We start from the raw sequence: 14693 nt of genomic DNA, 5'->3' as shown, positions 1-14693 counted from the left end.
ATCGGCGTGAAGAATCATTGGCGCAAAAAATAAAGCCGGATGGAAAGTCAACCACCCGGCTTCAATATATGGTAGATAATTTCGCTTTGGTTAATAGCGGTAGTGTTCCGGCTTGTACGGGCCCTGCGGCGTCACGCCGATATAGGCGGCCTGTTCGCCGGACAGCTCGGTGAGCTTGGCGCCGAGCTTGTCGAGATGCAGCCGCGCGACCTTCTCGTCGAGGTGCTTGGGCAGCACATAGACCTGGTTCTCGTACTGGCCGTGCTTGGTGAAAAGCTCGATCTGCGCCAGCACCTGGTTCGTGAACGAGGCCGACATGACGAAGCTCGGATGACCAGTGGCGTTGCCGAGGTTGAGCAGGCGTCCCTCGGACAGAAGGATCATCCGCTTGCCGTCCGGGAAGGTGATCAGGTCGACCTGCGGCTTGACGTTGGTCCATTTCAGGTTGCGGAGCGACGCCACCTGGATCTCGTTGTCGAAGTGGCCGATATTGCCGACGATCACCATGTCCTTCATCGACCGCATATGGTCGAGCGTGACGACGTCCTTGTTGCCGGTGGTGGTGATGACGATGTCGGCGTTGGGGGCCGCGTCTTCCAGCGTCACCACCTCATAGCCGTCCATCGCCGCCTGCAGCGCGCAGATCGGGTCGACCTCGGTGACCTTGACGCGGGCGCCGGCGCCGCGCAGCGAGGCCGACGAGCCCTTGCCGACGTCGCCATAGCCGCAGACCACCGCGACCTTGCCGGCCATCATCGTGTCGGTGCCGCGGCGGATGCCGTCGACCAGCGATTCCTTGCAGCCGTATTTGTTGTCGAATTTCGACTTGGTGACGGAATCGTTGACGTTGATCGCCGGGAAGGGCAGCAGGCCCTTCTTCTGCAACTGGTAGAGGCGGTTGACGCCGGTGGTGGTCTCCTCGGTGACACCGCGGATTGCTTCCCGCTGCTTGGTGAAGAAACCGGGCGAGGCCTTCAGGCGCTTCTTGATCTGCGCGACGAAGTATTCCTCCTCCTCGCTCTGCGGATTGGACAGCACATCCTCGCCGGCCTCGGCGCGCGCGCCGACCAGAATGTACATGGTGGCGTCGCCGCCATCGTCGAGGATCATGTTGGAGGTGCCGCCATCGGCCCACTGGAAGATCCTGTCGGTGTAATCCCAGTAGTCCTCCAGCGACTCGCCCTTGACCGCGAACACCGGGATGCCGGCCTCGGCGATCGCGGCGGCCGCATGATCCTGCGTCGAGAAGATGTTGCAGGAGGCCCAGCGGATGTCGGCGCCCAGCGCCTTCAGCGTCTCGATCAGCACCGCCGTCTGGATGGTCATGTGCAGCGAGCCGGTGATGCGCGCGCCCTTCAGCGGCTTCTTGGCGCCGAACTCCTCGCGGCAGGCCATCAGACCCGGCATTTCGGTTTCGGCGATCTCGATCTCCTTGCGGCCCCAGCCGGCAAGCGAGATGTCGGCGACCACATAGTCCTTGCTACCCGTCATGGCAGTGCTCCGGTGTGATTTTTTCTCAAAGACGCGCCGGCGCCGGAAGGCGCATGGGAGGACGCGGTTGCCGGCCTGACTAGCAGATCGGCCGCCGCACGACAATGGGATATAAAGAAATCTTTATGCGCGCATGTCTCTGCGGGGCGGTGCATGTCGCCCAAAAGTGCGCAGCGGTTTTGGGATTACGACATGCATAAGCAGAAATCATGTCGCCCCAAAAGTGCGCAGCGGTTTTGGGATCACGACATGCACAAGCAGAAATTATGTCGCCCAAAAGTGCGCAACGGTTTTGGGATTACGACATGCACCAAAGCAAAAATTTCAGATTTCCTCGCCGAAACGCGAGGCGACCAGCTGCTCCAGCGCATCCATGGCCGGCACGGCTTCCGGGCCGCTGGCGATGACGCGGATCGAATAGCCCGGGCTCGCCGCCAGCATCATCAGGCCCATGATCGAGGTGCCGCCGACCTTCACGCCGTCCTTCTCGACATGGATGGTGGCGTCGAAGCCGCTGGCGACCTGGACGAACTTGGCCGAAGCGCGCGCGTGCAGGCCGCGCTGATTGATGATCGGGAACTCCCGCACCACCTCGTCTGTGTGCGGCGCCGGTGCGTTCATTTGCTGCTCAGGAGCTGGCTGGCTACGTTGATGTATTTGCGGCCGGCCGCCTGCGCTTCGTCGAGCGCGGCGGCCATGTTGTCGCCCTTGCGGATCGAGGAGAGCTTGATCAGCATCGGCAGGTTCATGCCGGCGATGACCTCGGTGCGGCCGGATTCCATCACCGAGATGGCGAGGTTGGAGGGCGTGCCGCCGAACATGTCGGTGAGCACGATGACGCCGGTTCCGGTGTCGACGCGCGCCACGGCGTCGACGATGTCGGCCCGGCGCTGCTCCATGTCGTCATCGGCGCCGATCGCCACGGTTTCGAAATTGTCTTGCGGCCCGACGACATGCTCTACGGCATGCCGGAACTCGGTAGCGAGTTGACCGTGCGTCACGAGCACGAGTCCGATCATTCTCTGGTGGCTCCCGTCATCGCCGCTTCACAGGCGTATCTTATGTTCGCCAGCCATTCCAGGCGGCGGGAGCGCTATCTTGTCGACGCACGGCCGGTTGACAAGCCCAAAATTGCGGCGGCCCGGGCCATTTTGACGCATCGCAGCAAAAATCCCGGGCCGGATCATGAAAAAGGCTGGATCGACAGCCGCGCCATCAGCATGGAGAGCGCGGCGGTGATACTTTGCCGGGCGACATCGATGCGGGGCAGCCGGCATCCGTCGATCGTTTCCACGGCTTCGTCCTGCAGGCGCGCCATGTCGGCCGGCTCGACCAGCCGCACCATGAGGTCGATCACGGCGGCCGGTTCGAAAGCCAGCGGCCGCGGGCCGATGCCGTGCACCTCGGCGAGACCGGCGATGCTCGCCGGCGCGCGGCACACCAGCCGGCCGCCATGGGCCACCGCAAACAACTGGTCGTCGCCCACCAGCCGGGCAAAAAGCCCCCGCGCGCGGCAATGATCGATTAGCGCCAGCGCCAGCGTCGTCTTGCCGGCGCCCGACGGCCCGGTGATCAGCAGGCCGCGCTCGCCGACCAGTATGGCCGTCCCATGGATGTTGCGGGGCTTCGTGGCGGCGTCTGGCATGTTCGGCTCGGCGATCAGCCTTCCGCCGGCAGCGTCACCACGAAACGCGCGCCCTTGATCTCGCCGGGCTTGGTGCCGGGGATGTTCTCGGCCGTCAGCGTGCCGCCATGCGCCTCGACGATCTGGCGGCTGATCGACAGCCCGAGGCCGGAGTTCTGGCCGAATGCCTCGCCGGCCGGCCGGTCGGTATAGAAGCGTTCGAAGATGCGATCGATCTTCTCCGCCCGGATACCCGGGCCGTTGTCGTCGACGGTGATGATGTTGAACTTGCCCGCGCGCGCCAACGAGATCGCTATGTGGCCATGCTCGTCGGGCACGAAGGAACGCGCGTTCTCGATCAGGTTGGTGATGACCTGACCGATCCTGAGGTCATGGCCGACAACGAAATAGCCTTTGGCGCCGGCCGGCAGCTTGGCGACCTTGAGCTCGATCTCGACGGCCTTCTTGTTGCGCGTCGCCTCGCGCGAGACCGCGATGAGATCGGTGGTGAATTTCTTCAGGTCGACGGTCGCGGCATCCTCGCGCGCAAGCTCGGCATCGAGCCGCGAAGCGTCCGAGATGTCGGTGATCAGCCGGTCGAGCCGCCTCACATCGTGCTGGATGATTTCCATCAGCCGGCCACGCGAGTTCTCGTTCTTCGCCAGAGGCAGCGTCTCGACCGCGCTGCGCAGCGAAGTCAGCGGGTTCTTCAATTCATGCGAGACATCCGCCGCGAAACTTTCGATCGCCTCGATTCTCGCATACAGCGCATTCGTCATGTCGCGCACGGCGATGGACAAATTGCCGATCTCGTCCTGGCGATCGGAAAAATCGGGGATTTCCTCGCGGCTCTTGACGCCGCGCCGCACCCTGACAGCGGCTGCGGAAAGCCGGCGCAGCGGATTGGCGATGGTGGAGGCGAGCAGCATCGACAGGATCGCGGTGACGAGCGCCGCCACCCCGAACACGCGCAGGATCGCCTTGCGCTCGGCCGCGACGATCTTGTCGATGTCGCCGCCTTCGGTGGACAGCATCAGCACGCCGAGCACGGCGCGGAAGCGCTGGATCGGCACCGCGACGGAGACGATCTGTTCGCCCTGCTCGCTCACCCGCACGATGGTCGAGGGGCTGCCGGTCAGCGCCTTGACCACTTCGGGGAAGGCCGCGCCATTGCCGCCGGGTTGCTCGTGGTAGACCGGCAGGTCCTTGTTGCGGAAGAAGTCGAAGATGAATTTCTCGACTTGCTCCACGACGCCGGGCTGTTCGTCGTCGACGGGCGGCAGGTCGTAGCGCAGGATCTGGCCGCGCGAATAAAGATGCCGCGAATCGAGCAGCAGGTTGGCGTCGCGGTCATAGATGCGGGCGCGGGTGCGCGTTGGCGAGATCAAGCGTCGCAGCACCGGCGCGACGCGCTCGGGATTGATCGGGAAATCGAGGTTGTCGAGTTGGTCCGAACCCGGCCCCAGGCTTTCGCCCGCCTGCAGCTCAAGCAGCTTTTCCGGGTCGATGCTGATCGAATCGGTCTCGACGGTCGCCGAAGCCGCGATCGCGCCGGCGATGATCTCGCCCTGTGTCATGAGGCTTTCGACGCGCGCGTCGATCAGCCCGTCGCGGAAGGTGTTCAGGTAAAGGATGCCGGTGACCAGCACGGCGAGGCCGGCCAGGTTGAGGAACAGGATGCGCCGGGTCAGGCTGGAGAAGATGTGATGGCCGAGAAACCGGCGCATCGGCACGGTGAATTTCGACACGAAGGCGGGCACGATCCGCGACGGGCGCCTTGTCGCGCCCGCCCGTCTGCCTCGCTCTACTTCCACTGCCATCGACTAGCAGGCCCTGCTTAGTTAGTGGGTAGTGAGTGGGCAGTAGGCAGTAGGAGCAATGATTGGCTGACCGCGGCTATGCACGAATGGCCGCTCGCATCATTCAAAACTGACTACGGACTATTCCCTACTGCCTACTGCCTATTCTCATGCTTCGCGGAACCGGTATCCGACTCCGTAAAGGGTTTCGATCATCTCGAAGTCGTCGTCGACGGCCTTGAACTTCTTGCGCAGCCGCTTGATGTGGCTGTCGATGGTGCGGTCGTCGACATAGACCTGCTCATCATAGGCCGAATCCATCAGCGCATCACGGCTTTTTACCACGCCGGGGCGTTGCGCCAGCGAATGCAGGATGAGGAACTCGGTCACCGTCAGCGTCACCGGCTCGCCCTTCCAGGTGCAGGTGTGCCGCTCCTGGTCCATCACCAGCTGGCCGCGTTCGAGCGAGCGGGCCTGCTGGCTCGGCGCCTTGGCCGCCGCCTCGCGGGCGCTGGTACGGCGCAGCACGGCGCGCACGCGCTCGACAAGGAGGCGCTGCGAGAACGGTTTGCGGATGAAGTCGTCGGCGCCCATCTTGAGGCCGAACAATTCGTCGATCTCGTCGTCCTTCGACGTCAGGAAGATGACCGGCAGGTCCGACTTCTGGCGCATGCGGCGCAACAGCTCCATGCCGTCCATGCGCGGCATCTTGATGTCGAGTATGGCGAGGTTCGGCGGACGCGCCGCCAGGCCTTCCAGCGCCGACGCGCCGTCCGTGTAGGTTTCGACCCGATAGCCCTCGGACTCGAGCGCGATCGACACCGAGGTCAGAATATTGCGGTCGTCGTCGACAAGCGCGATTGTTGCCATTTCAAGCGGCTCCCTCATGAGCTGTCCCTTCTGTCGTCGAGAAAGGGCTTTTGCAGGACAAATTGGGTACAAAATGTGGCACGGGCCCTGTCCGAAGTCACCAGCGGCCCGCCGTCACACGCCATCGCACCCTAATTGGGATTGGACGAACCAAGCCTGCCAATCCTTTGGGCAACCTCTGCGATTTTTTGCACATATAAACGATTTAAACAACTTTCAAATTTTTTAAATCGATTAATGATTTGATATCATTCGGCTTTTCTGGTTCTGAACCTGACGGCCCCAGCGCGGGCTCCGGGAAGTCACCCGTCAGATGCGGCCAAATCCAGAGAGGAAATTTGATGTCGGAAGCCGGCAAACGCAACCCCGACTGCGCCATCGACGCGATCGGCCTGAAGACAACGGGCATGGTACGCTATAATTTTGGCGCGGCCGAACTCTACGAGGAAGCGATCCGGCGCGGCGAGGCGAGGTTGACCGCGCGGGGTGCCCTGGTCGCCGAGACCGGCCAGCACACCGGGCGTTCGCCGAAGGACAAATTCGTCGTGCGCGACGAAGCGACCGGCGGCCAAGTCTGGTGGGACAACAACAAGGCGATCTCGCCCGCCCAGTTCGAGGCGCTGCTTTCCGACTTCCGCGCCCATGCGGCGGGCAAGGACCTCTACGTGCAGGACCTCGTCGGCGGCGCCGACGCCGATCTCAAGCTGCCGACCCGGGTCATCACCGAATTCGCCTGGCATTCGCTGTTCATCCGCAATCTTTTGATCCGCCCTGAAGCCGCGGAGCTCGAGCGTTTCGTGCCGCGGATGACGATCATCGATCTGCCCTCCTTCCGCGCCGATCCGGCACGTCACGGCAGCCGCACCGAAACGGTGATCGCGGTCGACCTCACCCGCAAGATCGTGCTGATCGGCGGCACCTCCTATGCCGGCGAGATGAAGAAGTCGGTGTTCACGATGCTGAACTATCTGCTGCCGGCAAAGGGCGTCATGCCGATGCACTGCTCCGCCAATGAAGGTCCGGACGGCGACGCGGCCGTCTTCTTCGGCCTGTCCGGCACCGGCAAGACCACCCTTTCCGCGGATCCGTCGCGCACGCTGATCGGCGACGACGAGCATGGCTGGGGTCCGCACGGCATCTTCAATTTCGAGGGCGGCTGCTACGCCAAGACGATCAGGCTGTCGGCGGAGGCCGAGCCGGAGATCTTCGCCACCACGCAGCGCTTCGGCACGGTGCTGGAGAACGTGGTGCTCGACGCCGGCCGCGTTCCGGATTTCAACGATGGCAGCCTGACCGAGAACACGCGCTGCGCCTATCCGCTGGACTTTATCCCCAATGCCTCGAAGACCGGCCGCGCCGGTCATCCGAAGAACATCATCATGCTGACCGCCGACGCCTTCGGCGTCATGCCGCCTATCGCCAGGCTGACGCCAGCGCAGGCGATGTACCACTTCCTGTCGGGCTATACCGCCAAGGTCGCCGGCACGGAAAAGGGCGTCACCGAGCCGGAAGCGACGTTCTCGACCTGCTTCGGCGCCCCGTTCATGCCGCGCCACCCGTCCGAATACGGCAATCTGCTGCGCGAGTTGATCGCCAGCCACGGCGTCGACTGCTGGCTGGTCAACACCGGCTGGACCGGCGGCGCCTATGGCACCGGCCGCCGCATGCCGATCAAGGTGACGCGCGCCTTGCTGGGCGCCGCGCTCGACGGTTCGCTGAAGTCGGCCGAGTTCCGCACCGACGCCAATTTCGGCTTCGAAGTGCCGGTGGCGGTTCCGGGTGTCGAGAGCGCTATCCTCGACCCGCGCTCGACCTGGGCGGACAAGGCCGGTTACGACCGCCAGGCCGCGAAGCTGGTCAATATGTTCGCGACCAATTTCGAGAAGTTCGAACGCCATGTCGACGCCACCATCCTCGGCGCCGCGCCGCGCTTGCAGGAAGCGGCTGAATAGCGGCCGCTTCTCATATCTTTCCTCCAGGGCCCGGCTCGCGCCGGGTCTTTTCTTTTTGCCGTCATCGCGTCATGAGTGCGTGCATGGCAAGCGACGACGACATCATCATCTCGGCCGAAGCGGTCATTCGTGCGGGCGACCTGCATGAGGACTTCATCCGCTCGTCCGGTCCGGGCGGCCAGAACGTCAACAAGGTCGCCACCGCCGTGCAGCTGCGCTTCGACGCGGCGAACGCTTCCGGCCTGTCCGAGCGCGTGCGCGAGCGTGCCATCAAGCTTGCCGGCCAGCGCGCCACCAAGGACGGCGTCATCGTCATCGAGGCCGGCCGTTTCCGCACCCAGGAGCAGAACCGGGCCGATGCGCGGGCGCGGCTGACGGCGTTGATCGCCAAGGCGGCCGAGCCTCCACCGCCGCCGCGCAAGAAGACCAGGCCGTCCAAAGGCGCCGTGGAGCGCCGCCTTAAGAGCAAGGCAGGCCGATCGACGGTGAAAAAGCTGCGCGGCCGTGTCGACAACGATTAAGCACGGTTGAATCGGCTGCTTCCAATTCTGGGTTGCAGATGGCAAGCTCCGATTGCTGCAACAGCGAGGAGACCAGCTATGGGTATTTTCGATTTCGTCAAAGGCGTCGGCAAGAAGCTCGGCATCGGCGGCGACGACGAGGCATCGCCAAACGCGGATACGTTGAAGAAGGAGCTCGATTCCCACAAGCTGGGCACGGACGGCGTCGAGGTTGCCGTCCAGGGCGACACGGCGGTTTTGAAGGGCACGGTCAAGGATCAGTCGGTCTTCGAAAAGGCGGTGATCGCCGTCGGCAACACGCTCGGCGTCTCCAAGGTGCAGGCGGACGAGCTGAAGGTCGCGCCCGAGGCCGGCAAGGCGGCGCCAGCCAAGGAACCGACGCTCTATACCGTCCAGAAGGGCGACAATCTCTGGAAGATCGCCGAGAAATATTACGGCAAGGGGAAGGGCGCGAAGAACAATGTCATCTTCGAGGCCAACAAGCCGATGCTGACGCATCCCGACAAGATCTATCCTGGCCAGGTGCTGCGCATACCGGATATCGACCAGGCCTGAGGGGCATATCGCCGGGATTGAACGAACGGCGGCTTTCGGGTCGCCGTTTTCTTTTGCCGGTGGCATGCTAGGGCCGGATGATTTCAGGTCTGTTCGACCTGAAATCTGAATCCGTCTCTAAACCCAAGAGATAGAGCATGATGTCGCCCGAAAGCCGCTTCACACTTTTCGGCGTCATGCTCCAGGGCGGATAGAACGGATCGACCCATGCTCGTTCTTCCCAAAGGCGTCCGCCATATGCCGGGCTACATCGCCCGGCCGGCCCAGGAAGCGCTGGTCGAGGAGATCAGGCGCGTCGTGCAGGCAGCACCCCTCTACGTGCCGGCCATGCCGCGCACCGGCAAGGAGATGAGTGTGCGCATGACCAATTGCGGCGCGCTCGGCTGGGTCACCGACAGGGAGCGCGGCTATCGCTACCAGCCCACGCATCCGGTGACGGGCGAGCCCTGGCCGCCGATCCCTGAAGCCTTGCTGCAACTGTGGCGCGAGGTCTCGGCCTATTCGCATCCGCCCGAGGCATGCCTGGTCAACTTCTATGCGGCGGACGCCAGAATGGGCCTGCATCAGGATCGCGACGAGCAGGATTTCGCCGCGCCCGTGGTGTCGGTCTCGCTGGGCGACGACTGCCTGTTCCGGGTCGGCCAGGACAGGCGCGAAGACGGCACGAAGTCGTTCAAGCTGAAGAGCGGCGACGTCGTCGTGCTTGGCGGCGAGGGACGCCTCGCCTTCCACGGCGTCGACCGCATCTATCCCGCGACATCGGCCCTTTTGAAGAATGGTGGCCGCATCAACCTGACGCTGCGGCGGGTGACGGTGCCGGGCTGACAATTCCTGGTGCCCGCGCAACGCGATCTTAAGGACACGGCGACTAAAAGGTCGGTTGCGAAATCGAGATCGCCATGCAGCCGGACTGGATCAGAATCCGAAGCCTCTTGGACGTGGCCATCGTCACGGTGGTATCGATCGTCGCGCTTTGGATGGCCGAGTTTTACCTGAGCAGTTTGTGGACCCTGAACAGCAAGGGATTTTCCGCGCTGTCGCACAGGCTGCCCTACTGGGATTTCACCAACCTCTGGGCCGGGTCCCGCATGGCGATGGAGGGCCACGTCGCCCTTCTTTTCGACGTGGACGCCTACCGCGCAGCGCTGCGCGGCATGTTCTCGCCCGACCTTCCCAATCAGGAATGGAGCTATCCGCCGAACATCCTGTTGCTCGGCGTTCCGCTTGCCACCTTGCCGATCTTGCCTGCCTATCTGGTCTGGACGGTCGGGACTGTGCTCTGTCTGTGGCTGGCGATCCGGCCGCTGAAGCTCGGAGCGGCCCTGGAACTGGCGATTGTCTTGAGCCCCGCCGTGATCTGGAACTCGGTGTTCGGCCAGAACGGCGCGCTGACCACCGCGCTCTTGATCGGAGGCCTCGCCGTGGCGCCAAGGCGTCCGCTGCTGGCCGGGATCCTGTTCGGCCTGCTGACGATCAAACCGCATCTCGGCATTCTCGTGCCTTTCTGCCTGCTCGCCAGCGGCAACTGGAGGGCCATTCTCGCGGCCGTCGGGACCGCGGTCGCGGTCGCCGTCGCCACCGGCCTGTTCTTCGGCTTCGATGTCTGGCGCCTGTTCCTGACCGAAACCCGGCCCTTGATGACCGCGATCATGGAGGCGCCTTATCCGCAACCCTATCAGTACAACGCGATAACGGTGTTCTTCACGGCAAGGGCTGTCGGCCTTGGCGTGAACCTCGCCTATGGGGTGCAGGCGGTCGCCACCATCGCTTCCATTGCCGCTGCGGTCTGGCTCTGGTGGCCGGGGCGCCTGGTCTCGCACCAGGAACGCGTGGCGCTCACCGCAGTCCTTGCGATCCTTGCCACGCCCTACGGCTACACCTACGACACGATCGGTGTGGCCGTAGCGGTCGCGATGCTCGCCGCGATGGTTTCCAGGCCGCCTCGGTTGATACTGGCGATTTGCTGGCTCGGGCCTTTCGTCGTGCATTTTTTCACTTGGGGCGGATATTGCGTCGCTGTCCTGATCCCGCTGTTTCTTGCCATGTGGATGCTGCATTCGATATGGACGAGAGGCCGGAAGGCTGAACTCTCGGGAGAACCGTCCCTAGCCTGAAGCAATTCCGGGATGCGTGGGCAGCGATGGGCTTGGCGACTTTAAGGACTGCTTTGGAAAGACATGCCTTAACGTCAATTGATCTGGCCAGTGCCGCCCTAATTGCGTTCGGCGATATCGCTGCGGATGAACAGGGTTACCACGGCGTTCTGATAGAGCAGACGATAGTCTTGCAAAGCCTTTGCGATCAGTGGGCTGTCACGCAGCGGTGCCGCCGCGTGCGGCTGCCTCAGATGGAGCTTTACGGGTACATCCGGTCCTGCGGTTCCGTCATCGGCAACGATGTCGGGCCGTTTGGTCGCCAACTCACGGGCGATCGCCTGCGTGTAGTCCGCCCGCAAGGCTTCGAGCCTGAGCCGGGTCGCGGCATCCGGCCCGGACTCGATCAAGACCTGGGCATCATTGACCATCCAACTGGACGGGTGGCGCCCAACCATGCGAGCGCCGGCCATCCGGACGAGCGGATTGCCGATCTGCAGCGCTGAGCCGATCGATATCAAGGTCGGGTGATCGGCGATCCGGTTGATGGCGGCCGTCGCCGCGTCGAGATCGCCACGCGATTGGACGAATGCCAGGCCTTGCCGTGGCGCGACGGTCGTCACGGCCAAAAGCAGACCGAACCCGACACCCACCTTTGCCAGCGCAGGCAGCTCGCGCAGTGGCCGCAGCCGGATGAACTGGAGCACAAACGCCGACATGCCGAGCATCAGGAACGGGATCGCTTGATAGGTCCAGCCTTTGCCCATGACGACAAAGGCAGGGACATAGCCAATACCCGCCAGCAGCAGGATCTTCGCATCGCGATGGGGCCGGTCAGGGTAGGCCATGGCCAACGTCGCCCCGGCCATGGCCACGAAAATCTTCACCGGCAAGAGCATCAACACGTCGACGGCCGGCAAGCGCATCGGCAAATAGACCTCGCGTAGCAAAGGCAGGACATCGCTGAAGAACGGCTGCATGAAAACCACAAGCACGACCAGATAGGCGACGGTCAAAGCAGCGCCGAAGACATTCTCGGTCGTCAGCAGAGGCCGCGCCGAGCGTCGCTGCGCGGCAAGGACCAGCACCGGGACAGCCAGCGCCAGCACGCTGAAGGGCGGTTTGATCATGACGAAAATCGCGGCGCCAAGCCCGGCGGCGAGCCGCTCGGCCGTGCTGCCGGCGCGGAAATCTATGGTCCGGTCGCGTGCCGCAAGCAGCGCCAACCAAGGCAAAAGGCAGATGACTGCGATCTGTTCGCGCTGGCCGAAATCCGCCGGGGACAGGCTAAGCAGAAGAAACACCAGGACCGGAACTGCCCAGACGAATCGTGTCAGCGTTTGGTCGGCACGTACAAGAATTCGAGCTGAAAGCCAGACCGAACCGATTGCCAGCACTGCCATGCCGAGCCCCACCCAGAGCTCCGCCGAAAGCCCGGTCAACCGCTCAAGAACCAGGAATGGCAAATAGAGCCAGGTGGAAAAGGGCGGATTGGCCTCGGCGACGTCGACATAGAGGCGTTCGCCGCTCAGCACGCGGTCGCCGACGGTCAGCAGCCACGATACGTCGACATTGCCCGGCAAGACGCGCGAGACGACGATCGCATAGAGGGCGATCAACAATGTTGCGGCAGCCGGCAGGCCAAGACGAAATGCAGTTCCGGCCTGACGGGGCCGCAGATCGGCCTGCTCGTCCGAAGCAACCAATGGCGCATCCATGCCGGGAGCCTCAATAGCAATACAGCGTTTGTGGCTCAGTTTCTAACGGACTGGCAGTTAAGCGCGCTTTAACCGGCGCCAGGACGTCCTCGACGAGCGTCGATCGGGTCCTGATGCATGCCGCCCAGAAGTGTGCAGCGGTTCTGCGACAACGACATGCATCAAGATCCGTTTCAGCGACGCGCTCCAAAGCTTCCGCAGCGCCACCTCTTCGACCAGATGGTTGGCGTGCTTGCGCAGGATGAGGTCAGCCCGTGCCCGCGGCGCCACGGCGAAATTGCCGAGCCTACCCACTCACACTTGATCCTCGCGACCTGTCCCGAAAGGGCAACTACGGATCACTCTGCCTGGGCAGTTCCTGGGTCGCGCAGCAGCACCTGAAGTTCGTCATTCTCGGCAATCTGCTGGTAGCCTCGCATGAAGTTGACGTAGTCCTGCCACCGGGCAAGCTCCGTATTCCAGTCCCTGTCGATTTTCTCGACGATTATCATGGCAGGCTGTTGGGCTTCGAGTTCGGCGAGCTTGCTCTCGATGTAGCGATCGGCGATCTGCCGGTAGTGGGATGCCGTCTCTTTGTCGCCATTCCGGGTTGCTATGCTCGAAAGATAAAGCGCCTGCTCACCCAGCCAGTCGCTGCAATGACGTGAAATCCATGTCCCGCCGAGCATGCGGGTGAGCGGATGGCCCCCCGAGATGTCGGCGCCGACTAGCGCGACGGTCGGCTGAGGAGCCGCGGCCTTGAGCTTGGCGACGAACTCGGCACCGAGCTTCTGCGTTTGCATGAACGGGATGGCGGCGGTGGCAATGATGGCAGCCAACAGCATCTTGCGCCTCAGGTCCATTGCCGTGCCCGACGACGACTCGTATGGCGCCGGGCCAGCTTGCGCCATCCTCAACGGTAGCGCCGCAAGAATCAGGCTGAAGGCCGGAAACGCGTGATAGGCCCAGCCCTTGGCCTGGTAGATCAGCGGCACGGTTGCAGCCAGCGAAGCAAGCGTGAATACGGTGATCAGCGGCGACAACGGCAATCCTGGGCGAAGAAAGCGCAGCGCCAGCAGCGCGATCAGGTAGATCGGCCCATAGGTCGTCAGCAACGCCTCCATATTCTGTATCCGCATGTAGGTGTCGGCCAGCACCGGGTAGATGACGCTCAGGAATTCCGGATGGAAATGCTGGACGGCAACGACATAGGCGACGCAAACCAGGCCGATCGTCCAGTACTCGACGGTGAAAAGCGTCCGGATCGACCGGCGGTTCCAGGCCGCGTAGAGAGCCGGAACGAGCACGACCAGCGCATAATAGGGCTTCACCAGCACCAGGATGCTGCCGCTCAATCCGGCAAGGAGGGCAACCGGCAGGCTGGGTATTCGATCGTCGATTGGCGCCGCGCGCCAGGCCGTCAGCATGAGCAACGGCAAAAACAGCGCGATCCCGAGATGCTCCCGCTCGCTGAAGGCATTGCCGGGGAGGATGACCAGCAGCGCCAGAAACAGAGGCAGCAGCGAAAACAGGGTGCGGTTCTCGACAAAACCCGCCCGCCTGGCGATCCATGCGGCAAGGCCCAGTCCTGCCAGGCAGATCGCATAGCTGTAGGCATGAACCGCGATTTCAGGCGAGATGCCGATCTTATGCGCGAGCGCCACGGCCGGCATGAACATCCAAAGCGTGAAAGGCGGATTGACTTCGAAAATGTCGACGTAGAGCCGTGATCCGGCAAGCATCCGTTCGCATACGGTGATCACCCAACTCGTGTCGGGTATGATGCCCCATCGCATCTGCCAGGGAACGGCGGCCGCCAGGACCAGCAGGCAAAGAATCGAGGTCCATGCCCACGTGTTGCGCGCTTCGCCGATCGGCGCGTCTGCTGTCGGTCTGTAGAGGACGGCGGTCATCGGCTCTCTCCTTCCGGGCAGAGGGAGCTGTTGGCGCCCATGCGACCGCCTCCGAGGAAGACAAACTTGCGTAAGACTGCGAAGTTCAGAACCGGCACAAGAATGGAAGCAAGCGCCACCGGCGCCGACGACGGGCATCCAGCAAGATCGGTGAGAATTGCGGCCAGCCCAACGGAGA

The 14693-nt window shown here is 63.2% G+C and carries 13 protein-coding genes; 5 read left to right on the top strand and 8 right to left on the bottom strand.

Going from position 1 to position 14693, the window contains the following annotated elements; all coding sequences use genetic code 11:
* Positions 1-90 precede the first annotated feature (90 nt).
* From ahcY to FJW10_RS17870, 6 genes are all read right to left on the bottom strand, one after another.
* Complete coding sequence (gene ahcY, locus FJW10_RS17900; protein ID WP_140901083.1) at positions 91-1491, bottom strand: adenosylhomocysteinase; 1401 nt, start codon at positions 1489-1491, stop codon at positions 91-93.
* Between the two features lie 324 nt (positions 1492-1815).
* Positions 1816-2112: an HPr family phosphocarrier protein gene (locus FJW10_RS17895; RefSeq protein ID WP_140783044.1), complete on the bottom strand. Its 297-nt coding sequence runs from the start codon at positions 2110-2112 to the stop codon at positions 1816-1818.
* Positions 2109-2510 carry a PTS sugar transporter subunit IIA gene (locus FJW10_RS17890; protein WP_140674263.1) on the bottom strand — a complete coding sequence of 134 codons (402 nt, stop codon included), beginning with the start codon at positions 2508-2510 and terminating at the stop codon, positions 2109-2111. Before FJW10_RS17890 ends, FJW10_RS17895 begins: the two co-directional genes overlap by 4 nt.
* A gap of 164 nt (positions 2511-2674) precedes the next feature.
* Positions 2675-3136, bottom strand: a complete 462-nt coding sequence (locus FJW10_RS17880; protein ID WP_140901082.1) for an HPr kinase/phosphorylase — start codon at positions 3134-3136, stop codon at positions 2675-2677.
* A gap of 14 nt (positions 3137-3150) precedes the next feature.
* Entirely contained in the window at positions 3151-4935 is a 1785-nt protein-coding gene (locus FJW10_RS17875) for a sensor histidine kinase (RefSeq protein ID WP_140901081.1), read from the bottom strand.
* A gap of 147 nt (positions 4936-5082) precedes the next feature.
* Complete coding sequence (locus FJW10_RS17870) at positions 5083-5784, bottom strand: response regulator transcription factor (RefSeq protein ID WP_006201274.1); 702 nt, start codon at positions 5782-5784, stop codon at positions 5083-5085.
* 341 nt (positions 5785-6125) lie between these two features.
* On the opposite strand from FJW10_RS17870, the gene FJW10_RS17865 reads away from it, so the two are divergent.
* From FJW10_RS17865 to FJW10_RS17845, 5 genes are all read left to right on the top strand, one after another.
* Positions 6126-7736: a phosphoenolpyruvate carboxykinase gene (locus FJW10_RS17865; RefSeq protein WP_140901080.1), complete on the top strand. Its 1611-nt coding sequence runs from the start codon at positions 6126-6128 to the stop codon at positions 7734-7736.
* An 83-nt stretch (positions 7737-7819) separates the two neighbouring features.
* Positions 7820-8257, top strand: coding sequence for an alternative ribosome rescue aminoacyl-tRNA hydrolase ArfB (gene arfB / locus FJW10_RS17860; RefSeq protein WP_140834364.1), 438 nt, complete (start codon positions 7820-7822; stop codon positions 8255-8257).
* Positions 8258-8335: 78 nt separating this feature from the next.
* The gene (gene lysM, locus FJW10_RS17855; RefSeq protein ID WP_140658730.1) at positions 8336-8812 is read left to right on the top strand and encodes a peptidoglycan-binding protein LysM; all 477 of its coding nucleotides are present in this window, start codon (positions 8336-8338) and stop codon (positions 8810-8812) included.
* Between the two features lie 207 nt (positions 8813-9019).
* Positions 9020-9637: an alpha-ketoglutarate-dependent dioxygenase AlkB gene (locus tag FJW10_RS17850; RefSeq protein ID WP_140901079.1), complete on the top strand. Its 618-nt coding sequence runs from the start codon at positions 9020-9022 to the stop codon at positions 9635-9637.
* Between the two features lie 74 nt (positions 9638-9711).
* The gene (locus FJW10_RS17845; protein ID WP_140901078.1) at positions 9712-10926 is read left to right on the top strand and encodes a glycosyltransferase family 87 protein; all 1215 of its coding nucleotides are present in this window, start codon (positions 9712-9714) and stop codon (positions 10924-10926) included.
* Positions 10927-11024: 98 nt separating this feature from the next.
* Here FJW10_RS17845 and FJW10_RS17840 read toward each other — a convergent pair whose 3' ends face one another.
* Positions 11025-12623 (bottom strand): hypothetical protein, encoded by a 1599-nt coding sequence (locus FJW10_RS17840; RefSeq protein ID WP_140901077.1) that lies wholly within the window; start codon positions 12621-12623, stop codon positions 11025-11027.
* A 338-nt stretch (positions 12624-12961) separates the two neighbouring features.
* Positions 12962-14653 (bottom strand): hypothetical protein, encoded by a 1692-nt coding sequence (locus tag FJW10_RS17830; protein WP_246674298.1) that lies wholly within the window; start codon positions 14651-14653, stop codon positions 12962-12964.
* Positions 14654-14693 lie beyond the last annotated feature (40 nt).

Origin of the sequence: Mesorhizobium sp. B4-1-1, assembly GCF_006439375.1 — a bacterium.
Classification (GTDB): domain Bacteria; phylum Pseudomonadota; class Alphaproteobacteria; order Rhizobiales; family Rhizobiaceae; genus Mesorhizobium.
Note: the sequence above shows the minus strand (reverse complement) of the source record. Positions and strands in the feature narration are given on the sequence as shown.